The sequence below is a fragment of the Nonomuraea sp. MTCD27 genome (assembly GCF_041950495.1).
In the GTDB taxonomy this organism is placed as follows: domain Bacteria; phylum Actinomycetota; class Actinomycetes; order Streptosporangiales; family Streptosporangiaceae; genus Nonomuraea.
The window spans coordinates 176,474-197,345 of the sequence record NZ_JBGNUW010000017.1; the positions used below are offsets into that span (position 1 = coordinate 176,474).

Below are 20,872 nucleotides of genomic sequence, written 5' to 3' on the forward strand. Positions count from 1 at the left end.
GGTCAGCTTCCCGTCTCCATCGCGGCCCTGGCCTCAGGGTCGAGCCGCAGCTTGGCCAGCGCGCGGCTGGCCTGGCTGCGGACGGTGGTCACCGAGCAGCCGACGATGGCGGCGATCTCCTCGTCGGGGAGGTCCTCGAAGTAGCGCAGCACGATCACGGCCCGCTGCTTGGCGGGCAGCGCGGTCAGCGCCGCCCGCAGCGCCTCGCGGGTGCCGAGGCCCGCCTCCGCGTCCCCGGGGCCGGCGCCGTCGGGCAGTTCGCCCGTGGCCACCTCGCCCCGCCACCGCCGCCGCCACCAGGAGGCGTGGGTGTTGGTGAGGATGCGGTAGACGTAGGGGTCGGGGTTCGCGCCGACGCGGCGCCAGGCCAGCCAGGCGCGGGCCAGCGCCGTCTGGACGAGGTCCTCCGCCGTGGCCCAGTCGCGGCACAGCAGGTACGCCGTCCTGAGCAGGCGGGCCGAGCGTTGCTCGACGTAGCGCTCGAAGTCGGCTCGATCCCGCATCGAGGGTCCTCACTGCTCGGTGATGTACACCGAGCACTACGCGCCAGGAGGGCCGGGACGTTGCACGAGCCGGGCAAGGATTTGCGGGTCAGAAGCCCCGGCGCAGGTTGCGGTGCTGGTCGCGGAGCTGCTTGCGCAGCTCGCGGCCGTCCACGCGGACCTGGCGGCCGATCTCCCGCCAGTCCTCGCCGTGCAGCCGCTCCCAGTGCTCCCGCCAGGCGGCGAACCCGCGCTGCAGCGGCTTGACCTGCGAGTCGCCGATCACCTTGATCTCGCCCATCACCGCGTACGCCTTGATCCGCACCACGGGCACGTTCATGCCGGAGGGCGCCTCCTGGACCTTCACCTTCTTCTCGCCCATGATCGCGACGCCCTCGAGGTCCACGTTCACGCCGTCGGGCACGATGATCTTGATGTCGCCCATGACGGAGACGGCCAGGATGTCCACCATGTCGGTGCGCACCTCGGCCTCGCGCAGGTCGAGCAGCACCTCACCCATGACGGCCACCGCGCCGAGCTCCTTGTCGATCCGCCAGGTGCCGCGGCGCTTGGACTCGCCCATGACACCGACGAACCACCGTCGTTTCTTCCCCTCGCGCGCGGGGGCGGGCATGTGGGCGGGCGTGGCGCCCGCGGGCAGGTCCTGCGTGAGCAGGGCCAGCTCGGCATGGGTGGTCGCGGTATACGCGGCCTCCGTGCGGTCGGTCAGCTCGGCGAGCGTGAGCCTGCCTTCGACCGAGGCGACACGGAGCTGCTCGACGACGGCCTCGCGCTCGGCGTCCGACGCGCGGACCTCACCGGGATCAGTCATACTCGCAACATATCGCGTCTTGGCCGCCGTGAAGCTCCTCCTTTGGTAGGAAACGCGTGATCCATCGAAACATGCACGTTGGGCATGGGCTTTGAACCCGTACGGGGACGGGGCGCGTACAACGGCATGACACGGGGCCCTGGCTTGGTCCGGGGCGCGGCCGGACCAGGCTAGGGTCCCTGTCATGCATGAGGAACAGCTCTACCGCGCGGCGTTGAACGGTGAGTCCGAGACCGTGGGCAAGCTGCTCGCCAGTGGCGCCGACCCCAACAAGCCGAGCAAGGGCGAGGAAGAGGGGCTGCCGCTGTGCGCGGCGGCCGCCTGGGACCGCACGGAGGTGGCCGAGGCCCTGCTGGCGGCCGGCGCCGACGTCAACGGCAGGGAGGCCGGCGGCTGGACGGCGCTGCTCTGGGCCGCCGCCAACGGCCACGCCGCCGTGGCCCGGGTGCTGATCGAGGCGGGCGCCGAGGTCGACGCGACCAACGACGACGGCGACACCCCGCTCTCGCTGGCCGCCAGGCGCGGCGCGCTGGGCATGGTCCAGACGCTGCTGGAGGCGGGGGCCGACCACCAGAAGTACGACGGCGACGGCGACTCGCCGCTCGACATCGCCGTCGACTGGGTGGGCGTGCACCTGGAGACCGCGCTGCTCGACCAGATCGAGCAGGACGGCTGGGAATACGTCGTGGCCCGCCAGTACGCCAAGGACGGCACCGAACTCGTCACCGTGGCCGGGCGCTCGGCCGACGGCTCCGAGAGCGAGCAGGTGCAGGCGCAGCGCGGCCACGCCGCCGTCGCGACCCTGCTGGAGGACGCGGCGGGCATCCACACGCCGGTGGACCGGCTCGTGGGGCGGGCGCTGGCGCATCGCGACATCGACGAGGACGCCGAGACCTGGTGGATCGTGGCCGACACGCTGGGCAGGCGGGCCGACGAGGAGACGTACGAGGCGCTGGCCAGGCTGTGCGTGAGCGAGGACGCCAGGGAGCGGGAGTTCGGCGTGGACGCGATCGCCCAGTTCGGGTTCGCCGAGGGGGAGAAGCCGTACCTCGAAAGGACGCTGCCGCTCCTGCAGAAGATGGTCACCACGGAGAGCAACCCGCAGGTGCTGCGCTCGGTCCTGGCGGGGCTCGGCCATCAGGGCGACCCGCGGGCGCTGCCGTACGTGCTGGACGTCATCAGCCGCCCCGGGCACAAGCGCACGATGACGGACCCGATCGCGCTGGCCGACGTGCTGCCGCCGGACCACGAGGAGGGGCTGGCCCTCCTCATCGCGATGACCGAGGAGGAGGACTCGGAGATCCGCGACTGGGCCACCTCCGGGCTCGCCGGGCTGGCCGCCGACACGCCCCGCATCAGGGAGGCCCTGGCGGCCCGGCTGTCCGACTCCGACCTGCGCACGGTGGCCGAGGCCACGCGCGGGCTGGCGCTGCGCGGGGACGAGCGGGCCGACGAGGGGCGCCGGCGGGTGCTGGCGGAGAGCGACGACGAGTACGCCAGGGACCTCGTCAGCGAGCCCTCCGACAGCTGATCCGGCGGAAGGCTCAGTCGCCGTTGAGCACGCGGGTCACCCAGTCCAGGGTCCCCGTGCTCAAGGCCTCCTCGGCCAGGCGCTTACCGGTCGGGGTGGTGATCGCGGCGAGGGAGCTGTCGATCCAGCCCTGGACGTTGTGCTGCCCCTGCTCGCGATATTCCACGGCCTGGATGAGGCACTCCAGCTTGTCGGCGTCACGCGCGCAGACGGCTTCGAGGGTCGCCTTCTCCTCGTATTCGCCCACCGCGCCGCTCACCATCCCGGCCACCTCCGCCGGCAGGCCCCGCACCTGGTCGGCGGTGACGTCCTCGTTGGAGGCCGCCTTGAGGTAGCGCTTGCCGATGTACGGGATGTCGGTGATGCGGGTTTCCTGCGTGTCGTGGAACAGGCTCATGAACGCGGCCCGTTCGGGGTCGGCGCCCTCCAGCCTGGCGATCACGGCGGCGATGACCGCCGCCCGGAACGAATGCTCGGCGATGCTCTCGGGATCGCGCACCCCCGCGACCAGCCAACCGGTCCGCTTGTAGCGCTTGAGCAGCCCGAACTCGTACAGCAACCCCGCGAGACCCGTTACGTCGTCCGCCACGGGGACCCCCTCTCGTCATGCGCAGAGCCTAAACGACGACCCCGGTACCGGCGCGGTACCGGCGTCCTTCCCCGGCCCGGGGCGGCGAATGCCGTGGCCGGTCGAGGTGGCCACGGCATTCGTCTCCCGCCGTTCCGGAGACTCCGGCCGTTCCGGAGACGGCCGCTGTTCCGGAGACGCGGAAGTGATCGGCGCCCGGTTCCGGGTTACCGCTCTTCCCCGGCCCAGTCCCCGAAAGACGGCAACTCATCGAAAGCCGGCCATTTGCTCTCGTCGATATCCCACTTGTCCTGCTTTTCCGGCCTTTCCGGCTTCTCCTTCACCGGCGGCTCGACGGGTTCCTCGCGCTCGGGGGCGGGCGCCACGCGCCGGTCCTCGTGGTCGCGGTCGTGGTGGTGGCGGTTGGACTCGTGGTGGTGGTGGTCGAACTCGTGGTGGTGGTGGCGGCGGTGATGGCCGCCGTGGCACCAGCCGCCGCACCAGTGCCGGCCCCACCAGTTGCGGCCGCAGCCCCGGTGCCCGCAGCCGAGCGTCGGCTTCTCACCCGAGACGTACCCGACGCCGGCCTGGAGGCCGGCCACGCCCGCACTCGCGCCGGCGACACCCTGGCCTACGGGAAGGAACATGAGGCCGGCGGCGGCGCCCGCCAGGGCCATCGTCGCGATACGCCTGTGGCGCGACGTTCGCGCTTGTTGGTTATTCGGCTTAACGTGCATTATTTCCGTCCTGGGTAGATCGACCCGGAGTCCGATGCTTCATTTCTTGGAGCACCCGGACATAGGCAGACGTACCCCAGCACAGAATCCCCTTTACCTCCACGAACCCAAACAACCCGTCAAATCGTTTAAGCCTGAGGTGGCGTTGATGCAACGAAGGCGGCCATTCGCCGTATATAGGCAAATGGCCGCGCGAAATTCGTCCCTTTTGTCGGGGTTATGGGCCTGAAAACGCGGGGGCCGCGGTCAGGACGTCCCGGGCCAGCGACAGGTCGCCCGCCAGGTCGGCGGGGAATTCCGTGGGGTCTCCCCTGCCGCCGAGCAGGAAGCAGAATTCCACCACGTCCGCCGTGATGCCGGCATCCGGCTCGCCCGGCTCGGTGTCCTCCACGCCCAGCGGGACCCGCCACTCGCCGCCGCCCTCGCCCGTCAGCGTGAGCCGCAGCGTGCGGCCGGCGCCGTCCAGGCCGGAGAACAGCATCGTCCAGGGCAGCAGGCGGGCGCACAGGTCGGCCGTGGGGTGGATGTGCTGGGGGACGGGGTTCGGGAGGCGGACCCGCGCCGTCTCGGCGGCGTCGTTCGTGTGCACCCAGGTCTCCAGGCCCCTGGCCAGGATGTGGTCGCTGACCACCGTCTCCAGGCCGTCCAGCGTGGCCATGGTCGTGGGCGGCAGCCCGGCCAGGTGGCGGCAGAGCGCGTCCGCCTGGGCCCGCCAGTCCCTTCTGGTCTGCTCGGGGCTGCGGGCCCGCTCGTACGCCTGCACGTCGTTCGTCCGGCCCATCGAGTCGACCGCCCCGATCGGGGGGCCCAGCACGGGGGCGCCGACGGAGGCGGCCAGCAGGCCGTCCTTGGCGGCCAGGTGGGCCACGAGCTCCTGGAGCGTCCAGCCCTCGACGATGACGCGCGACCAGTCGTCGTCCACCGCCGAGGCCAGCAGCGCGTCCATGGCGGCCACGCGGCCGGCGTACGGCTCCACCCAGGCGGCGGTCGGGGCCGCCGGCCTGCGCCTCGCCCGGGCCCCGGCCAGGAGCTGGGGCCGCAACGAGCGGGCCGGCACCGCCGGGTCCTCCATCATCGCGTCCAGGTAGAGACGCTCGACGGGGTCCATCACACCCCTTCCTGCGCATGTACGTCCGCCCGACCAGCGTGCGGCAGCCCGGCGTCCATCACACTTCTTCCTCCGCCAGCGCGTCCGCGAGGCGCCGTAACGCCAGCCGGATGCGCGATTTGGCCGTGCCCTCGGGCACGCCGAGTTCCTCGCCGACCTGCCGGTAGGTCCTGCCACCGAAATAGGCCAGCTCCACCGCCTGCCGCAAGCCGTCGGGTAACGACGTCACCGCCTGCCGCACCCGCGCGGCCTCGTCGGCGGCGAGCACGGTGTCCTCCAGCCTCATGGGCTCGCGCTCGAACAGCCTGGGCCCCAGCGCCGACACCCGCCTGCGCTCCTCGGCCCGCACGTGGTCGACCGCGCGGCGGTGCGCGATCGTGGCCAGCCAGGCGCGCAGCGTGCCGCGCTCCGGGTCGTAGGCCAGCGGCCGTTCCCAGAAGATGAGGAACACCTCCTGAGTGATGTCCTCGGCGATCACCCGGTCCCTGGTGACCCGCAGGGAGAGACCGAAGATCAGCGAGGAGAGCCGATCGTAGACCTCCCCCAGCGCGGACTCATCGCCGCCGACCACCCGCTGGTGCAGCAGGCGGTCGTCGTACGGTGCCTCCACTGGCACCACGCTCCCGTTTAATCCGGACCAAGGCGGCAGGGTGCGCCGCGACCCGAGCATGTCATTATTCGCACCAAATGTAGAGCCGGATGACCCGCAGGCAAGACTCTTTGGGGCCGCGATAAGGTCGTAACGATAACCACGGAGGGAGCACACGTCATGGCCACCACTCGCACCGCCACCACTCAGTGGAAGGGCGCCCTGCTCGACGGTTCCGGCACCGTATCGCTCGACACCTCGGGCGTCGGCACATTCGAGGTTTCCTGGCCGTCGAGGGCCGAGGCGGCCAACGGCAAGACCTCCCCTGAGGAGCTCATCGCCGCCGCCCACTCGTCCTGCTTCTCGATGGCGCTCTCCCACGGCCTGGCCGGCGCCGGCACGCCGCCGGAGTCGCTGCAGACCAGCGCAGATGTGACGTTCCAGCCGGGTGAGGGCATCACGGGCATCGTGCTCACGGTGAAGGGCCACGTCCCGGGCATCACGGCCGAGCAGTTCCAGGAGGCCGCGGAGACGGCCAAGGCCAACTGCCCGGTGAGCAAGGCCCTGACCGGCACGACGATCTCGCTCAAGGCCGAGCTCCTCTAGGCTCTCTCCGATTTCCGGAGCCCCGTCCGGGGGCGTGGCGCCCTCCCGCCCAGTCATGTGACGCCTCGTACGGGGCCGTCAGCGGCGTGGGGCGCCGCGTGCCCGGCGTGTGTTCGCGCACGTGGGCGCACCCGTACGGAGAGCGATCAGGCTATTGAGAGACCAAGAGCGCGTTCGCGTGCGACAATTGGGCCACATGCGTGAGGTCTGGCCGGGCGAGCCCTATCCACTCGGCGGCACCTGGGATGGCGTTGGCACCAGCTTTTCGGTGTTCTCCGAGGTCGCCGACCGAATCGAGCTGTGCCTTTTTCACGACGACGGCTCCGAGGAGCGGGTCGATCTCCCCGAGGTCGACGGGTTCGTCTGGCATGGCTATCTTCCGGGGATCCAGCCGGGGCAGCGTTACGGCTATCGCGTGCACGGGCCCTACGAGCCGTCCCAGGGCCACCGGTGCAACCCGGCCAAGCTGCTGCTCGACCCCTACGCCAAGGCCATCGACGGCGACCTGACGTGGAACCAGGCGCTGTTCCCCTACTACTTCACCGATCCCACCCGGCGCAACACCGAGGACAGCGCGCCGTACATGCCGAAGAACGTGGTGGTCAACCCGTTCTTCGAGTGGGGCAACGACCGGCCGCCGCGCATCCCGTACCACGAGACGGTGATCTACGAGGCGCACGTGCGCGGGCTCACCATGCGGCACCCCGACGTGCCGCCCGACCTGCGCGGCACCTACGCCGCCGTGGGCCATCCGGCGATCATCGAGCACCTGCTGTCGATCGGGGTGACGGCGGTCGAGCTGATGCCGGTGCACCACTACGTGCCCGAGCACTTCCTGGTGGCCCGGGGGCTGACGAACTACTGGGGCTACAACACCATGGCCTACCTGGCGCCCCACGGCGGCTACTCCAGCGCCGGGACGCGGGGGCAGCAGGTGCTGGAGTTCAAGGCCATGGTGCGGGCGCTGCACGAGGCGGGCATCGAGGTCATCCTCGACGTGGTCTACAACCACACGGCCGAGGGCGACCACATGGGTCCCACGCTGGGGTTCAGGGGGATCGACAACAGCGCCTACTACCGGCTGCACGACGGCGACCGGCGCTACTACCTCGACTACACCGGGTGCGGCAACTCGCTCAACGTGCGCTCGCCGCACGCCCTGCAGCTGATCATGGACTCGCTGCGCTACTGGGTGCTGGAGATGCACGTCGACGGGTTCCGGTTCGACCTGGCCTCGGCGCTGGCCAGGGAGCTGCACGACGTCGACCGGCTGAGCGCGTTCTTCGACCTGATCCAGCAGGATCCGGTGATCTCGCAGGTCAAGCTCATCGCCGAGCCGTGGGACGTCGGGCCCGGCGGATACCAGGTCGGGAATTTCCCGCCTTTGTGGACGGAGTGGAACGGCAAATATCGGGACATCGTGCGAGATTTCTGGAGGGGCACCCACTCCGCCCTGCCCGAGTTCGCCTCCCGCCTGACCGGCTCCGCCGACCTCTACGAGTCCTCCGGCCGCCGCCCGGTCGCCTCGATCAACTTCGTCACCTGCCACGACGGGTTCACGCTGACCGACCTGGTCTCGTACGACCACAAGCACAACGAGGACAACGGCGAGGACAACCGCGACGGCACCAACGACAACCGCTCGTGGAACTGCGGCGCGGAGGGCCCGGTCGAGGACCCGCAGATCGTCACGCTCCGCCGCCGCCAGCGCCGCAACTTCCTGGCCACCCTGTTCCTGTCGCAGGGCGTGCCCATGCTCTCCCACGGCGACGAGATCGGCCGCACCCAGCGCGGCAACAACAACGCCTACTGCCAGGACAACGAGCTGGCCTGGGTGGACTGGTCGCTGCTGCACACCGAGCCCGACCTGCTGGGGTTCGTCCGCGCGCTGTCGAAGCTGCGCCGCGAGCACCCGGTCTTCCAGCGCCGCCGCTTCTTCCACGGCCGCCACCCCGACAACGGCAAGCGCGACCTGGTCTGGCTCACCCCCGGCGGCCAGGAGATGACGGCGGGCGACTGGCACATCAGCTACGCCAAGTCGCTGATGGTCTACCTGAACGGCGAGGCGATCACCGAGCCGGGGCCGCGCGGCGAGCGGATCGTGGACGACTCCTTCCTGCTGCTGATCAACGCCCACCACGAGAACATGACGTTCACGCTGCCGGGCGAGGAGTTCGGCACGGGGTGGCACCCGGTGCTCGACACCAACCACGACTCGGTGGAGGACGCGTTCGGCGACGAGCGGTGGCTGGCGGGCGACCTGGTCGCCGTCACGGCGCGCTCGCTGCAGGTGCTGCGGCAGCCCCGGAAGGCCAAGTCCTGAGCTCCTGACCGTGGGGCGAATAGACGGCGTGGGCCGCGCCGGCCCTGAGACGGCCAGAAGACGTGGGCCGCGCCGGCCGCGGGGGTCAGAAGACGTGGGCCGCGCTGGCCGTGAGGAAGACCAGCGTGAACGCCGTCACCCCGGCCAGCCCGTGCAGCGCCACCGCGAGCACCGGGAACCGGCGCGCGGGCGTGCCGTGCCGGCCCGACCCGAGCCAGCGGGTGAACATCGCGAACCCCAGCAGCACCGCCCCCGCCAGCCCCGCGAACGCCGCCCACACCAGCGCCCGGCTGCCCGTGGCCAGCCCGGCCGCCCAGCAGACCAGTGACGACACCGCGAGCGCCGGGTGGGAGAAGACCACCGCCACCGGGAAGCGGGTGACCTTGGCGCGGCGCAGGCCCCCGCCCGCCAGCCAGAGGCAGAGCAGGTACACCCCGGCGAGCGCGGCGATCGTCCACGCCACGGCGGTGGCCAGGCCCATCGCGCCTCCCTGTCAGTCCCATCCCTGTCGTCACGTTAAGCAGATATATGGCGAGAAATCCGCTGATGCACAAAAGCGGATGACTTATTGGGCATGTGCTCAGTCGATGACCGCGGTGGCCTCGATCTCGACCAGGTGCTCGGGTACGTCCAGCGCCGCGACCCCGATCAGCGTGGCCGGCGGGACCGGGGTGACCCCCAGCCTCTCGGCCGCCCGCGAGATCCCCGCCAGGAGCTGGGGCATCTTGTCCGGCGTCCAGTCGACGACGTAGACGGTCAGCTTCGCCACGTCGCCGAAGGAGCCGCCGGCCCCGGCCAGGGCGGTGCCGATGTTGAGGTAGCACTGCTCGACCTGCGCGGCGAGGTCGCCCACGCCGATCGTGACGCCCCCGGCGTCCCAGCCGGTACCTCGGTGACATCGAGTCCGCCCGCCGCCGCTTCGAGGCCTGACGGGCGCCCCAAAACCCCTGGGGAACGAATGTCGGCGGCGTGTGCCAAGGTAGAGGGGTGCGGCGCATCTATCCCGACATACAGGACAACCCGGACATCGTTCAGGCGTACGCCTACCCCGAGGCCCGGCCGTGGCTGCGGCTCAACATGGTCGCCAGCGCCGACGGCGCGGCCTGGCTGAAGGGCCGCTCGGGCGGGCTGTCGAGCAAGGGTGACAAGCGGATCTTCCAGACCCTGCGCGGGCTGGCCGACGTGGTCGTCGCCGGCGCCGCGACCGTGCGCAAGGAGGGGTACGGCCCGGTCCCGCCGCGCGAGGCGTGGGCGGAGATCCGCGAGGGCCGCCCCGAGGTGCCGCCCATCGCCGTCATCACCCGCAGCCTCGCCCTCGACCTCGACGGCGAGCTGTTCACCGACGCACCCAGCAGGACGATCGTGATCACCTGCGAGGCCGCGCCCCACGAGCGGCGCAAGGAGGCGGCCAGGCGGGCCGACCTGATCGTGGCCGGCGACGAGGGCGTGGACCTGCGGCGGGCCGTGGCGGAGCTGCACGACCGGGGCCTGACCAGGGTCCTGTGCGAGGGCGGCCCCCGGGTCAACGCCCAGCTCTCGGCCTGCGACCTGGTCGACGAGCTGTGCCTGTCGATCAGCCCGATGCTGGTCGGGGGCGGCGCGGCGCGCATCCAGAACGGCGAGCCCGCGCAGGTCGCACTGGACCTCACCCAGGTCCTGGAAGAGGAGGGTGTCCTCTTCTGCAAATACACGAGGGAGCAGAGCGATGACGGATCCGACGACGACGCCGCCTCCTGAGGTCGCCGAAGAAGAGCCGCAGCCGGTGCCCAACCTGCCGGTGCGCCCTCCGGTGCCGCCGATGCTGGCCAAGCCGGTCAAGGCCATGCCGAAGCAGGACGGCACGCTGTTCTACGAGCCGAAGTGGGACGGCTTCCGCTGCATCGTGTTCCGCGACGGCGACGAGGTCTATCTGGGCAGCCGCAACGAGCGGCCGTTCACGCGCTACTTCCCCGAGCTGGTCGAGGCGGTCAGGGCCGAGCTGCCCGACAAGGTCGTGGTGGACGGCGAGATCGTGCTGCCGATGGGCACGCAGCTCGACTTCGACGCGTTGCAGCAGCGCATCCATCCGGCCAAGTCGCGGGTGACGATGTTGTCGGAGCGCACGCCGGCCCAGTTCGTCGCGTTCGACCTGCTGGCGGTGGGCGACGAGTCGCTGATGGAGGCGCCCTTCGCGGAGCGGCGGGCCCGGCTGGAGCGGCTCTTCCCGGAGAAGGGCGGGTCGATCCGGCTGACGCCGGTCACGACCAGCGAGGAGCAGGCCGGCGAGTGGTTCGAGATGTTCGAGGGGGCCGGGCTCGACGGCATCATCGTCAAGCCGGGCGACCAGCCCTACGTGCCCGACAAGCGCACGATGTTCAAGGTCAAGCACGAGCGCACCGCCGACGTGGTGATCTGCGGCTACCGCGAGCACAAGACGGGGCCGATCGTGGGCTCGCTGCTGCTCGGCCTCTACGGCGACGACGGGCGGCTGCACCACGTGGGCGTGGCGGCCTCGTTCCCGATGAAGCGCAGGGCCGAGCTGGTCGAGGAGATCCGGCCGTACCTCGCGGAGCTGAGCGAGCACCCGTGGGGTCACTGGGCCGAGCAGGCGGCGGCCAACATCGGCCAACCGGCCGCCGGGCCGGCGACGGGCGGGCAGCGGGTGCCCGGAGCGGTGTCGCGGTGGAACGCCAAGAAGGACCTTTCGTTCATCCCGCTCCGGCCCGAGCTGGTGATCGAGGTGGCCTACGACCAGATGGAGGGCGACCGGTTCCGGCACACCGCGCAGTTCCGGCGGTGGCGGCCCGACCGCACGCCCGAATCGTGTACTTATGAGCAGTTGGAACGTCCGGTTAGTTACAACCTTGATGACATCCTTGCCCGCTAGCCCTCAAACCCGTTATATCTCGACACATGACTACAGGGGATGAGTTACGGGCCGCCGTGTCCGCACGTCGCGATCTCGGGCCCGATTTCGAGGATGCCGTCGTGGAATCGTTCCTCGACAAGATGGGCAAGGAGATCGACCGGCGGGTGGACGAGCGGCTGGCCGAGGCCGCTCCGAAGGCTCAGGTGGCCCGGAGCGGCACGGCCGAGGCGCAGCGGCTGGCGCTGGCCATCGTCTCGGTGGCCCTGGGGACGGTCGCCACCGTGCTCTTCGTCCTGCTCGGTGAAGATCGCATGGCCGGGCTGATCCCGGTCTGGGCGGGGATCATCATCGTGAACGCGATCTTCAACGGCTCCCGGAAGGGTTAGTCCAGCCAGATGAGCCCGGCGAACCGGCCGCCGGGCTGCTCGCGGCGGTGGGAATAGAGCTCGGCCGACTCGATCGTGCAGCGCGCGTCGTGGCGCACGTCGGTCAGCCCCGCCGCCCTGAGCTGGGCCTCGATCCCGGCGCGCAGGTCGAGCGCCGGGGTCTCCCACGACGTCGTGGACCAGGTCTCCGGCACCTTCGCGGCCACCTGCCCGCGCAGCTCCGCGGGCACCTCGTAGCAGCGGCCGCACGCGCCCGGCCCGATCAGCGCGACCATCCTGCCGGGCTCCGCGCCCTTGGCCGCCATGGCCTCCACCAGGGCGGTGGCGATGCCGGCCTCGGTGCCGGGGCGGCCGGAGTGGGCGGCGCCGACCATCCGGGCCACCGGGTCGGCCACCAGCACGGCCGGGCAGTCGGCGCCCAGCGACGCCAGCGCCAGGCGCGGCTCGGTGGTGAACACGCCGTCGAGCATGGGCGGGTCGTCGCCGAACGGCTCGCTCACGTAGGCGACGTCGGCGCTGTGGACCTGGCGCATGAACACCACGGCCCGCACGCCCAGCTCGGCCGCCACGCCCGCGCGGTTCGCCCGCACCGCCGCGGGATCGTCGCCGACCATGCCGCCGAGGTTGCGCGAGGCGTAGGGGCCCGCGCTGACCCCTCCGTTCCGATCGGTGACGGCCACGTGGACACCGGGGGCGAGCTGCATGCCTCCGATCTTAGGGCGAGCCCGGGCCGGGTGGAGGGTGCGCCCCGGCCCGGGAGCGCAGGGATGGGAGCGCAGGGACGGCAGCGCAGGGACGGGAGCCGGTCAGCGGCCCGGGGGGCCGCTGACTGACCGGCGACCTGCCCGATTCAGTGGCCCTGCCAGGTGACCTGCTCCTTGGCCAGGAAGGCGGGGACGGCGGCGTGGAAGTCGTCGCTGCCGAAGACCGTCGCCACGATGTCGTCGCCGTCCGGCAGGTTCGCCACGCGCAGCCGCCTGACTGCCTCCTTGGCCGCCCACATCGACAGCGGCGCGTGCGACAGCAGCCGCTCCTCCATCTCGGCCCGGCGGGCGGCCAGGTCGTCCGGCTCGCACAGCTCGGCCACGAACCCGGCCGCGTGCGCCTCCTCGGCGGTGAACATGCGGGCCCGCAGCAGCATGTCGAGAGTCCTGGCGGGGCCGAGGTGGTGGACGAGGAGGGAGTAGGTGTTCATGGACAGGCAGTTGCCGAGCGTCCTGGCGATCGGCGCGCCGAACCTCGCTCCCGGTACGGCCAGGCGCAGGTCGCAGGCGGCGGCCACGACCAGCCCCCCGCCCACGCAGTAACCCTCGACGACGGCCAGGGTGGGCACCCTGACGCGTTCGAGGCGGTCGATGATGCGCTGGACCTTGCGCTCGTAGGCGATGCCGTCCTCGCCGCCGGTGAACTCGCCGAACTGGGAGATGTCGGTCCCGGCCACGAACGCCCGGCCGCCGGCCCCCGAGAGCGCCAGGAGCTTGATCTCCGGGTCGGTGTCGGCGCGCTCGCAGGCGTCGTACAGGCCGTCCCACATGGCCCAGGTCAGCGCGTTGTGCTGGGCGGGCCGGTTGAAGACCACCCGCAGCACGGGCCCGTCGGCGGTGACGAGTAGCTCGCTCACACCTTCTCCTTCTCTCTCTTCGGCTCCCTCTTGGGCACGAGTTTGAGCAGCGACGGCCCGGCCAGCAGCAGCGCCGCCAGCAGGAACACCACCAGCGCGATCGGCCGGGTGAAGATGATCGTCAGGTCGCCGTCACCCATGGCGGACGTCTGCACGAGCGCCTTCTCGAACAGCGCCCCGATCACGAGCCCGAGCACCAGCGGCGCCATCGGCAGGTCGAACTTCTTCATGAAATATCCGACCAGGCCGAAAACGAAGACGATCCACACGCTGAACATGTTGTTGTCGATCGAGTACGCCCCCACGAAGCTGGTGACCAGGATCAGCGGATACATGTACCCGTACGGGATCCGCAGCAGCTGCGCGAACAGCGGCGCCAGCGGCAGGTTCAGCACCAGCAGCAGGACGTTGCCGATGAAGAACGAGGCCAGCAGCCCCCACACCAGCTCCGGCTGCTCCTCGAAGAGCAGCGGCCCCGGCTGGATGCCGTACATCATGAACGCCCCCAGCAGCACGGCCGTGGTGGCGCCGCCGGGGATGCCCAGGGCCAGGGTGGGCACGAAGTTCGCGTTGGCGGCGGCGTTGTTGGCGCTCTCCGGCGAGGCGACGCCCTCGATGGCACCGTGGCCGAACTCGTGCTTGTTGCGCGAGACCCGCTTCTCCACCCCGTACGCCAGGAAGGACGCCAGCGTGGAGCCGGCCCCCGGCAGGCAGCCGAGCAGGTAGCCGATCACGCTGCCCCGGGCGATCGCCCCCTTGGAGCGGGACAGCTCCTCCCTGGTGATCACCAGGTCCTTGAAGCGGGCCCGGATCGGCTGGGCCGCGCCCTGCCGGATCTGGTAGAGCACCTCCCCCACCGCGAACAGCCCGATCATCACCTGGACGAACGGCAGCCCGGACAGCAGGTCCACGTCGCCGAAGGTGTAGCGGGGCAGGCCGGTGGCCGCGTCCACGCCGACGGTGGCCAGCAGGATGCCCAGCACCGCCATGGCCAGGCCGCGCAGCTTCGCCCCGGTGGAGAAGCTGACGATGGTGGTGAGGCCGAGCACCATGACGGCCAGGTTCTCGGGCGGCCCGAAGCCGATCGCCAGCTTGGCGAACGGCGGGGCCATGGCCACCAGCAGCACCAGCGAGACGATGGCGGCGGCGAACGAGCCGATGGCCGCGATCGACAGCGCCGCCCCGGCCCGGCCCTTGCGGGCCATCTGGTAGCCGTCGATGGCGGTGACGACGCTGGCCGCCTCGCCCGGCGTGGAGATCAGCACGGAGGTGATCGTGCCGCCGTACTGGGCGCCGTAGTAGATGCCGGCCAGCATGATGAGGGCGGTCAGCGGCTCGAACGAGAGCGTCAGCGGCAGCAGCACGGCCACGCCGGTGGTCGAGCCGAGGCCTGGCAGCAGGCCGATGACGGTGCCGGCGAGCACGCCGACGAAGCACCAGAGCAGGTTCGCGGGCGTGAGCGCGGCCCCGAAGCCCATGACCAGGTTGTCCAGCATCAGCCGTCACCCCCGACGCCGAGCAGCCCACCCAACAGCCCGCCGGGCAGGGGCACGGCCAGGAACAGCACGAACACCGCGTAGATCACCAGGGTGGCGGCGACCGCGACGACCGCGGCCGAGACGATCCGCCGGCGCTCCACGAAGGCGGAGACGGCGAACACCAGCAGCCCGAACGCCACCAGGAAACCGATCAGCGGCACCAGCAGCAGCGCGACCAGCAGCAGGCCGAAGACGGTCCAGAGGGTCCTGATGCGCCGGGGGTCGACGTCCTCGTCCGGGGCGGCGCGGCGTACGGACTGCAGGAGGCAGGCTGCCGAGAGCAGGGTCAGGGCCAGGCCGCTGACCAGGGGCAGGAAGCCGGGCCCCACCTGGCCGCCGTCCTTGGTGATGCCGTAGCCGAACGAGGCGCCCGCCATGGCGACGGACAGGCAGACCAGCAGCGCCCAGACGGCGGGCTCGCCGCGCAGCAGCGGCCTCATGACGGCTTCTTCAGCACCGGCGCGAGGGCGGTGTCGAGCTGCTCGAGGTACTTGCCGAAGTCGTCGCCGTACAGCTCGGCCTGCTGCAGGTAGTTGTCCTTGAGCCACTTCTGGAACTCGGCCGTCCTGGTGACGCCCTTCGCGGCGTCCTCCCAGTACGCCCGCTCGCGCTCGTCCAGCCCGCCGGGCGCCAGGAAGCCCCTGAACTGGACGTACGAGACGTCGATGCCCTGTTCCCCGGCCGTGGGCAGCTCGGCGAACTCCGGGTAGGTGTAGCGCTTGCCGGTGGTGACGCACAGGCCCTTGAGGTCGCCGGACCTGAGCTGGCCGATCACCTCGCCCGGGTTCAGCAGCGCGACCTGGATCTGGCCGCCGAGCACCGCCGGCACCAGCTCGCCGCCCGACTCGAACGGCACCCGCTGGAACTTCACGCCGGTCTTCTGCTCGATCATGGTGAAGATCACGTTGTCCACGCCGAACGCGCCGGACATGCCCACGCTGACGCGGCCGGACTTCGCGGCGTTCACCACGTCGGTGCAGGTCTTGTACGGGGAGTCCGGCTTGACCACGAGGATGCCGCCGTCCTCGGCCAGCTTGGCGACGGGCGTGAAGTCCTTGCGGGTGAACGACACCTGGCCGCTGAGCGGCAGGGACAGGATCGCGTTCTCGGTGGCGATCAGGTAGTTGCCGTTGCCCTTCTTGCCGAGCAGCGTCGAGTAGCCGACCGCGCCGGAGCCGCCGTCGCGGTTCTCCACGGTGACGGTCAGGCCGGGCTGGGCCTTCTCCAGCGCGGTGGCGATGGCGCGGCCGGCCAGGTCGCTGCCGCCGCCGGCGGCGAACGGCACGATCATGCGCACATCGCCGCGCGGCTTCCACGCGCCGCCCCCTCCCCCGCCCGCGTCGGCGGTCGCGCCGCAGGCCGCCGCCCCGAGCAGCAGGACTGCGGCCATGCCCAGAGCCGGGAGCGCCCTCATGACGCCAGCCCCTCGAGCTTGGCGGCGAACTTGTCCAGATCGATGACGAAGCGCTCGTGCGTGCCCTCGCCGACCGTCCCGTTCCCGTCCTCGGCGACCACGGCGAAGGCGACACGACGCCGGTCCACCTCGGTCACCGTGGCGGTCGCGGTCACCGTGCCGCCCTTGAGCGTGGGCGCCACGTGCGCGATCTCCACCTTGCTGCCGACGCTGCCCTGGCCCTCGGCCAGGTAGGGGGCCAGCGCCTCGATCGCGGCGTCCTCGATCAGGTGGACCAGGTCGGGGGTGGAGAAGATGTCGTGGTCGCCGCGGCGGGTGCAGTGGCGCTCCGCCACGACCCAGGTGAGGCTGCCGCTCACACCCGGGGTCAGCTGGTCGCTCATGAGCTCTCCAAGGGGGTGGGGGATTGGGCCGCGGCGCCTTCGGCGAGCAGCCGGTCGATCTCCTGCTCGGTCAGGCCGCATTCGCGCAGCACCTCGACGGTGTCCGCGCCGAGCAGCGGCCCGGCGGGGCCGCGCCTGGTGGGCGTGGCCGAGAAGCGCATGGCCGAACCGAGCTGGCGTACGGGGCCCATCTCGGGATGCTCGGCATCCCAGAAGAACCGCCGCTGGTTCAGGTGGTCGTCGTTGAACACCTGGGAGTAGTCGGAAATGGGGGCACAGGGCACCCCGTGGGCGTCGAGGGCGGCCACGACGTCGGCCGTGGTGCGCCCGGTGGTGACCCGCTCGATGGCGGGGATCAGCTCGTCCCGCAGGCCGTGCCGGTCGTGGGCGTCGGCGTAGCGCTCGTCGTCGAGCAGCTCGGGCAGGCCGAGCGCGGCGCACAGGCCGTGCCAGGTCTTGGGGGTGACGGCGCCGACCGTGCACCAGCCGTCGGAGGTACGGATCGCCTGGTACGGAGCCGTGCTCTGGTGGGCCGAGCCGAGCGGCCTGCCGACCTCGCCGGTGGCGAAATACTTGCCCGCCTCCCAGATGGCGAACGACACGGCCGACTCCAGCAGAGACACGTCCACGTGCTGGCCCCGGCCGGTCAGCGTGCGGGCGTGCAGGGCGGAGACGGCGCCGAGGGCTCCGTACAGGCCGCAGACCAGGTCCGCGATGGGCACGCCGACCTTGACCGGGTCGCCGTCGGGCATGCCGGTGACGCTCATCAGGCCGCCGCGGGCCTGGGCCATGATGTCCAGGCCCGGCCGGTCCGCGAGGGGGCCGTCCTGGCCCCAGCCGGAGGCGGAGACGTACACGAGGCCGGGGTTGAGCTCCTTGAGGTCGTCGAAGCCGAGGCCGAGCTTGCGCATGGCGCCGGGGCGCAGGTTCTCCACCAGGACGTCGGCGTCCTTGATCAGGCTGCGGAAGGCGGCGGCGCCGGACTCGGACTTCAGGTCGAGCGCGACCGATCGTTTGTTCCGGTTGAGCCTGGCGAACGGGGAGCTGTGCCCGGCCGTGAACGGGCCGATCGCGCGCACCTGGTCGCCGCCGGCGGGATTCTCGACCTTGATGACGGTGGCGCCCAGGTCGGCGAGCTGCATCGTCGCGAAGGGGGCGGCCATGAAGGCGCCGACCTCGACGACTCGGACACCGGACAATGGAGTGGTCATATGTTACGAAAACCTCACTTCAGCCGGGGTTGGTCTATTGTCTACAGAAGACAAGTGAGCTAGACAAGGGTTCGGCCGGAAGTTCTTCGGCACTATGGCGACAGACGTTGATCGCCCCCTGATCGCCCCTGATCGCCGACGACAAGAGAGACCACGATGCGCATCGAGGCACCCCCCAGCATGGTCCAGCTCGCCACCGAGGCCCTGATGCGCATGCTGCTCAGCGGCAAGCTGCAGCCCGGCGACCGGGTGGTGGAGAACCAGCTCACCCAGGAGCTCGGCGTCAGCCGGCCGCCGCTGCGCGAGGCGATGCGGGTGCTGGAGCAGCAGGGCCTGATCACCCAGCTCCCGCGCCGGGGCGCGTTCGTCACGCAGCTCACGCTGCACGACATCTACGAGATCGTCACGCTCCGGCGCGAGCTGGAGCGGATGGCGGTGGACCTCGGCGTCCCGGTACGCGAGCCGGCCCGCCTCCAGCGCTGCCACGCCGCGCTCGACCGGCACGGCGCCCGCGCCCGCGCCGGCGACTGGCTGGGGGTGCTGGAGGAGGCCGTCGAGTTCCACAGCTCGGTCATCGGGCTGTCCGGGCACCGGCGGCTGGAGGAGGCCTACCGCTCGATCCAGCTCCAGATGTTGCTCTGCATGGGCATGAACCGGCAGGCCAGGGCGTCGGACGAGTCGCTCGTCGACGACTGGGAGCGGCATCGCCGGCTGCTGGAGGTGATCGAGTCGGGCTCGCCCGACGCCGTGCACCGGGAGCTGGCCGGGCACGGGGACATGGCGTTCCTCGACGGCATCGAGGAGCGGGTCGGCGGCCACTCCCCCGAGTCGCTGGCCTGGTTGAAGCGGGTCAGGGAAGGAGATTCATGATCGAGAAGCTCCAGGAGGCGGTCGGCTGGACCGGCCCCGCGCGCGAGGACGTCGTCGAGCGGCGTCATCTGGACTTCTACCGGCACGCCATCGGGGACCCGGGCCCCGGGGTGCCGCCCACGTACACCGCCTGCTTCCTCGACGAGCCGCCGTCGCTGCCGGCCGCGGAGTCGTACGGGTCGGGGTGGCTGAACGGCGGTGACCGGTTCGAGCACCACGCCCCGCTGCGGGTGGGGGACGTGCTCGTGTCGCGGCCGCGCTTCACCGGGGTGGTGGAGAAGAGCGGGCGGGCGGGGCCGATGGCGCTGCTGACGTTCGAGACGGAGTTCCGCCGGCCGGATGGTGAGCTGGTGGTGAGGCATGTCGGCACCCGGATCCGGAAATAATATGATTCCTCCGCTCACCGAGATCACCTCCCTGCGGCGGCTGGTCGAGTACGCCGGCGCCTCGGGCGACTTCTACGAGATGCACTACGACCTTGACTTCGCCCGCTTGCTCGGCCACCCCGACCTGGCCGTGCACGGGCTGCTCAAGGCGGCCTACCTGGGCCGGCTCGTCACCGGATGGCTGGGCGGGCGCGGCCGGCTGGCCGTGCTCGAGGTCAGCTACCGCGGCATGGACTTCCGCGACCGCGCCCACACGTGCCGGGGGCGGGTGGTGTCCACCACGGGGAACCGGGCAGAGCTGGAGCTGTGGGGCGAGGACGACACCGGCCGGCGCACCACACTCGGCCGCGCCGAAGTGATCTATGACGAGGAGATCCCCTGATGACCAGCCTTGCCGACCTCCACGCCCTGATGGCCCGCCTCGGGCACCCGGTGGTGCAGACCGCCACCCCGTCGGGCTCCGGGTTCGCGGACGGGGCGCCGTACCGGTTCGAGATCCCCAGCGTCGAGGGGCCCGCCGTGCTGGAGGCGGTGGTCGCGGAGGCCGACCGGCTCGGCGTGCCGGTCACCAGGACCTCGCAGGGCAGCGGCGTGATGATGCTGAGCGACGACGAGATCACGCGGATGGCGCGGATCGGGGCCGAGCGGGGCATCGAGATCAACCTGTTCCTCGGGCCGCGGGCCGCGTGGGACACCGGCGGCCAGGCCAAGCTGACCCAGGCCGTGGGGGCCGCCGCGCGCGGCAACGCGATGGTGGCGGCGTGCCTGGCGGACGCGCTGCGGGCCTGCTCGCTCGGCATCCGCAGCCTGCTGGTCGGCGACCTCGGGACGCTGGAGGCGCTGCGCGAGCTGAAGGCGGACGGCACGTTGCCCTCCGACCTGGTGCTGAAGACGTCCGTGCTGATGCCGCTCACGAACGGGCCGACCGCCGCGATCTACGAGCGGCTCGGGGCCACGACCGTGAACGTCGGGACGGACCTGACCGTGCAGCACCTGGCCGAGATCCGCGCGGCCACCGGGTTGCCGATCGACCTCTATCTGGAGGTGCCGGATGATCAGGGTGGGTTCGTACGCTTCTACGAGGCGGTCGAGATCGTACGGGCCGCGGCGCCCGTCTACCTGAAGATGGGGCTGCGCAACGCGCCCAACATCTACCCGTCCGGGGGGCACCTCGGGGTGGTGCCGAAGGAGCTGGGGCGGGAGCGGGTGCGGCGGGCGGCGCTGGTGCAGCGGCTGATCGAGCAACTCGACCCTGCGCTCGCCAAGCCGTCCCAGACCTCCGACCTCGGCGTCCCGCAACCGTAACCCCGTCCCTGCCCCACCGCACTTCGGTGGGGGTCCCTTGGGGAAGGGTCGGGGGCACGGCGGTCGTCGCCCAGCAGGGCGCGCGGGACTCGGTCGGCGGGACTCGAGCGTGCGGGCGGCTGGAGCGTCGGCGC

24 protein-coding genes and 1 pseudogene are annotated in these 20,872 nt (G+C 71.2%); 10 read left to right on the top strand and 15 right to left on the bottom strand.

What is annotated here, in order from left to right; translation table 11 throughout:
- Positions 1-2 precede the first annotated feature (2 nt).
- Together ACBJ59_RS41155 and ACBJ59_RS41160 are read right to left on the bottom strand one after the other, a co-directional pair.
- On the bottom strand, positions 3-503 hold the full coding sequence (locus ACBJ59_RS41155) for a SigE family RNA polymerase sigma factor (RefSeq protein WP_364115063.1): 501 nt from the start codon (positions 501-503) through the stop codon (positions 3-5).
- A gap of 88 nt (positions 504-591) precedes the next feature.
- The gene (locus tag ACBJ59_RS41160) at positions 592-1,314 is read right to left on the bottom strand and encodes a DUF1707 domain-containing protein (protein ID WP_375115537.1); all 723 of its coding nucleotides are present in this window, start codon (positions 1,312-1,314) and stop codon (positions 592-594) included.
- A gap of 184 nt (positions 1,315-1,498) precedes the next feature.
- Between ACBJ59_RS41160 and ACBJ59_RS41165 the strand changes: the two genes are divergently transcribed.
- Positions 1,499-2,845: an ankyrin repeat domain-containing protein gene (locus ACBJ59_RS41165; protein WP_375115538.1), complete on the top strand. Its 1,347-nt coding sequence runs from the start codon at positions 1,499-1,501 to the stop codon at positions 2,843-2,845.
- 13 nt (positions 2,846-2,858) lie between these two features.
- Here ACBJ59_RS41165 and ACBJ59_RS41170 read toward each other — a convergent pair whose 3' ends face one another.
- The 4 genes from ACBJ59_RS41170 to ACBJ59_RS41185 form a co-directional block, all read right to left on the bottom strand.
- Positions 2,859-3,434: an HD family hydrolase gene (locus tag ACBJ59_RS41170; RefSeq protein ID WP_375115539.1), complete on the bottom strand. Its 576-nt coding sequence runs from the start codon at positions 3,432-3,434 to the stop codon at positions 2,859-2,861.
- A gap of 206 nt (positions 3,435-3,640) precedes the next feature.
- Entirely contained in the window at positions 3,641-4,150 is a 510-nt protein-coding gene (locus ACBJ59_RS41175) for a hypothetical protein (protein ID WP_375115540.1), read from the bottom strand.
- A gap of 217 nt (positions 4,151-4,367) precedes the next feature.
- The gene (locus tag ACBJ59_RS41180) at positions 4,368-5,258 is read right to left on the bottom strand and encodes a maleylpyruvate isomerase family mycothiol-dependent enzyme (protein ID WP_375115541.1); all 891 of its coding nucleotides are present in this window, start codon (positions 5,256-5,258) and stop codon (positions 4,368-4,370) included.
- A 58-nt stretch (positions 5,259-5,316) separates the two neighbouring features.
- Entirely contained in the window at positions 5,317-5,868 is a 552-nt protein-coding gene (locus ACBJ59_RS41185) for a sigma-70 family RNA polymerase sigma factor (RefSeq protein ID WP_375115542.1), read from the bottom strand.
- Between the two features lie 159 nt (positions 5,869-6,027).
- On the opposite strand from ACBJ59_RS41185, the gene ACBJ59_RS41190 reads away from it, so the two are divergent.
- Positions 6,028-6,453 (top strand): OsmC family protein, encoded by a 426-nt coding sequence (locus ACBJ59_RS41190; protein ID WP_327590568.1) that lies wholly within the window; start codon positions 6,028-6,030, stop codon positions 6,451-6,453.
- A 196-nt stretch (positions 6,454-6,649) separates the two neighbouring features.
- A complete protein-coding gene (gene glgX, locus ACBJ59_RS41195) occupies positions 6,650-8,776 on the top strand; it encodes a glycogen debranching protein GlgX (protein ID WP_375115543.1) in 2,127 nt (708 codons plus the stop codon).
- Positions 8,777-8,861: 85 nt separating this feature from the next.
- Here glgX and ACBJ59_RS41200 read toward each other — a convergent pair whose 3' ends face one another.
- Together ACBJ59_RS41200 and ACBJ59_RS41205 are read right to left on the bottom strand one after the other, a co-directional pair.
- Positions 8,862-9,257 (bottom strand): hypothetical protein, encoded by a 396-nt coding sequence (locus ACBJ59_RS41200; RefSeq protein WP_375115544.1) that lies wholly within the window; start codon positions 9,255-9,257, stop codon positions 8,862-8,864.
- Between the two features lie 99 nt (positions 9,258-9,356).
- Positions 9,357-9,647: pseudogene (locus ACBJ59_RS41205) on the bottom strand (RidA family protein); the annotation flags it as partial.
- A 116-nt stretch (positions 9,648-9,763) separates the two neighbouring features.
- On the opposite strand from ACBJ59_RS41205, the gene ACBJ59_RS41210 reads away from it, so the two are divergent.
- The 3 genes from ACBJ59_RS41210 to ACBJ59_RS41220 all read left to right on the top strand — a co-directional run bounded on the left by ACBJ59_RS41210 (position 9,764) and on the right by ACBJ59_RS41220 (position 12,010).
- Entirely contained in the window at positions 9,764-10,513 is a 750-nt protein-coding gene (locus tag ACBJ59_RS41210) for a pyrimidine reductase family protein (protein ID WP_364115042.1), read from the top strand.
- The gene (locus ACBJ59_RS41215; RefSeq protein WP_364115040.1) at positions 10,482-11,642 is read left to right on the top strand and encodes an ATP-dependent DNA ligase; all 1,161 of its coding nucleotides are present in this window, start codon (positions 10,482-10,484) and stop codon (positions 11,640-11,642) included. The genes ACBJ59_RS41210 and ACBJ59_RS41215 overlap by 32 nt, the downstream gene beginning before the upstream one ends.
- A 101-nt stretch (positions 11,643-11,743) precedes the next feature.
- Positions 11,744-12,010 carry a hypothetical protein gene (locus ACBJ59_RS41220; protein ID WP_375115545.1) on the top strand — a complete coding sequence of 89 codons (267 nt, stop codon included), beginning with the start codon at positions 11,744-11,746 and terminating at the stop codon, positions 12,008-12,010.
- On the opposite strand, the gene pgeF is transcribed toward ACBJ59_RS41220, so the two are convergent.
- The 7 genes from pgeF to ACBJ59_RS41255 form a co-directional block, all read right to left on the bottom strand.
- Positions 12,007-12,714 carry a peptidoglycan editing factor PgeF gene (pgeF, locus tag ACBJ59_RS41225; protein ID WP_375115546.1) on the bottom strand — a complete coding sequence of 236 codons (708 nt, stop codon included), beginning with the start codon at positions 12,712-12,714 and terminating at the stop codon, positions 12,007-12,009. The genes ACBJ59_RS41220 and pgeF overlap by 4 nt on opposite strands.
- Positions 12,715-12,860: 146 nt before the next feature.
- A complete protein-coding gene (locus ACBJ59_RS41230) occupies positions 12,861-13,631 on the bottom strand; it encodes an enoyl-CoA hydratase/isomerase family protein (RefSeq protein ID WP_375115547.1) in 771 nt (256 codons plus the stop codon).
- A complete protein-coding gene (locus tag ACBJ59_RS41235) occupies positions 13,628-15,127 on the bottom strand; it encodes a tripartite tricarboxylate transporter permease (RefSeq protein ID WP_375115548.1) in 1,500 nt (499 codons plus the stop codon). Before ACBJ59_RS41235 ends, ACBJ59_RS41230 begins: the two co-directional genes overlap by 4 nt.
- Complete coding sequence (locus ACBJ59_RS41240; RefSeq protein WP_375115549.1) at positions 15,127-15,609, bottom strand: tripartite tricarboxylate transporter TctB family protein; 483 nt, start codon at positions 15,607-15,609, stop codon at positions 15,127-15,129. The genes ACBJ59_RS41235 and ACBJ59_RS41240 overlap by 1 nt, the downstream gene beginning before the upstream one ends.
- Positions 15,606-16,583 carry a tripartite tricarboxylate transporter substrate binding protein gene (locus tag ACBJ59_RS41245; RefSeq protein ID WP_375115550.1) on the bottom strand — a complete coding sequence of 326 codons (978 nt, stop codon included), beginning with the start codon at positions 16,581-16,583 and terminating at the stop codon, positions 15,606-15,608. The genes ACBJ59_RS41240 and ACBJ59_RS41245 overlap by 4 nt, the downstream gene beginning before the upstream one ends.
- Positions 16,580-16,966 carry a thioesterase family protein gene (locus ACBJ59_RS41250; protein ID WP_375115551.1) on the bottom strand — a complete coding sequence of 129 codons (387 nt, stop codon included), beginning with the start codon at positions 16,964-16,966 and terminating at the stop codon, positions 16,580-16,582. The genes ACBJ59_RS41245 and ACBJ59_RS41250 overlap by 4 nt, the downstream gene beginning before the upstream one ends.
- Positions 16,963-18,177 carry a CaiB/BaiF CoA transferase family protein gene (locus ACBJ59_RS41255; RefSeq protein ID WP_375115552.1) on the bottom strand — a complete coding sequence of 405 codons (1,215 nt, stop codon included), beginning with the start codon at positions 18,175-18,177 and terminating at the stop codon, positions 16,963-16,965. Before ACBJ59_RS41255 ends, ACBJ59_RS41250 begins: the two co-directional genes overlap by 4 nt.
- Positions 18,178-18,333: 156 nt before the next feature.
- Between ACBJ59_RS41255 and ACBJ59_RS41260 the strand changes: the two genes are divergently transcribed.
- Genes ACBJ59_RS41260 through ACBJ59_RS41275 form a run of 4 tightly spaced genes read left to right on the top strand, consistent with a single transcriptional unit; the run spans position 18,334 to position 20,738 of the window.
- Entirely contained in the window at positions 18,334-19,047 is a 714-nt protein-coding gene (locus ACBJ59_RS41260; RefSeq protein ID WP_375115553.1) for a GntR family transcriptional regulator, read from the top strand.
- Positions 19,044-19,433 (top strand): MaoC family dehydratase N-terminal domain-containing protein, encoded by a 390-nt coding sequence (locus ACBJ59_RS41265; RefSeq protein WP_375115554.1) that lies wholly within the window; start codon positions 19,044-19,046, stop codon positions 19,431-19,433. Before ACBJ59_RS41260 ends, ACBJ59_RS41265 begins: the two co-directional genes overlap by 4 nt.
- A gap of 1 nt (position 19,434) precedes the next feature.
- Complete coding sequence (locus ACBJ59_RS41270) at positions 19,435-19,815, top strand: MaoC/PaaZ C-terminal domain-containing protein (RefSeq protein WP_375115555.1); 381 nt, start codon at positions 19,435-19,437, stop codon at positions 19,813-19,815.
- On the top strand, positions 19,815-20,738 hold the full coding sequence (locus ACBJ59_RS41275; RefSeq protein WP_375115556.1) for a U32 family peptidase: 924 nt from the start codon (positions 19,815-19,817) through the stop codon (positions 20,736-20,738). The genes ACBJ59_RS41270 and ACBJ59_RS41275 overlap by 1 nt, the downstream gene beginning before the upstream one ends.
- Positions 20,739-20,872: the final 134 nt, after the last annotated feature.

Bases quoted from the DNA above. Each gene is read 5' to 3' on its own strand.
- ACBJ59_RS41275 (WP_375115556.1), top strand. From the start codon at position 19,815: ATGACCAGCCTTGCCGACCTCCACGCCCTGATGGCCCGCCTCGGGCAC.
- ACBJ59_RS41160 (WP_375115537.1), bottom strand. From the start codon at position 1,314: ATGACTGATCCCGGTGAGGTCCGCGCGTCGGACGCCGAGCGCGAGGCC.
- pgeF (WP_375115546.1), bottom strand. From the start codon at position 12,714: ATGCAGCTCGCCCCCGGTGTCCACGTGGCCGTCACCGATCGGAACGGA.
- ACBJ59_RS41200 (WP_375115544.1), bottom strand. From the start codon at position 9,257: ATGGGCCTGGCCACCGCCGTGGCGTGGACGATCGCCGCGCTCGCCGGG.
- ACBJ59_RS41165 (WP_375115538.1), top strand. From the start codon at position 1,499: ATGCATGAGGAACAGCTCTACCGCGCGGCGTTGAACGGTGAGTCCGAG.
- ACBJ59_RS41250 (WP_375115551.1), bottom strand. From the start codon at position 16,966: ATGAGCGACCAGCTGACCCCGGGTGTGAGCGGCAGCCTCACCTGGGTC.
- ACBJ59_RS41240 (WP_375115549.1), bottom strand. From the start codon at position 15,609: ATGAGGCCGCTGCTGCGCGGCGAGCCCGCCGTCTGGGCGCTGCTGGTC.
- glgX (WP_375115543.1), top strand. From the start codon at position 6,650: ATGCGTGAGGTCTGGCCGGGCGAGCCCTATCCACTCGGCGGCACCTGG.
- ACBJ59_RS41190 (WP_327590568.1), top strand. From the start codon at position 6,028: ATGGCCACCACTCGCACCGCCACCACTCAGTGGAAGGGCGCCCTGCTC.
- ACBJ59_RS41255 (WP_375115552.1), bottom strand. From the start codon at position 18,177: ATGACCACTCCATTGTCCGGTGTCCGAGTCGTCGAGGTCGGCGCCTTC.
- ACBJ59_RS41215 (WP_364115040.1), top strand. From the start codon at position 10,482: ATGACGGATCCGACGACGACGCCGCCTCCTGAGGTCGCCGAAGAAGAG.
- ACBJ59_RS41245 (WP_375115550.1), bottom strand. From the start codon at position 16,583: ATGAGGGCGCTCCCGGCTCTGGGCATGGCCGCAGTCCTGCTGCTCGGG.
- ACBJ59_RS41175 (WP_375115540.1), bottom strand. From the start codon at position 4,150: ATGCACGTTAAGCCGAATAACCAACAAGCGCGAACGTCGCGCCACAGG.
- ACBJ59_RS41265 (WP_375115554.1), top strand. From the start codon at position 19,044: ATGATCGAGAAGCTCCAGGAGGCGGTCGGCTGGACCGGCCCCGCGCGC.
- ACBJ59_RS41180 (WP_375115541.1), bottom strand. From the start codon at position 5,258: ATGGACCCCGTCGAGCGTCTCTACCTGGACGCGATGATGGAGGACCCG.
- ACBJ59_RS41235 (WP_375115548.1), bottom strand. From the start codon at position 15,127: ATGCTGGACAACCTGGTCATGGGCTTCGGGGCCGCGCTCACGCCCGCG.
- ACBJ59_RS41270 (WP_375115555.1), top strand. From the start codon at position 19,435: ATGATTCCTCCGCTCACCGAGATCACCTCCCTGCGGCGGCTGGTCGAG.
- ACBJ59_RS41260 (WP_375115553.1), top strand. From the start codon at position 18,334: ATGCGCATCGAGGCACCCCCCAGCATGGTCCAGCTCGCCACCGAGGCC.
- ACBJ59_RS41155 (WP_364115063.1), bottom strand. From the start codon at position 503: ATGCGGGATCGAGCCGACTTCGAGCGCTACGTCGAGCAACGCTCGGCC.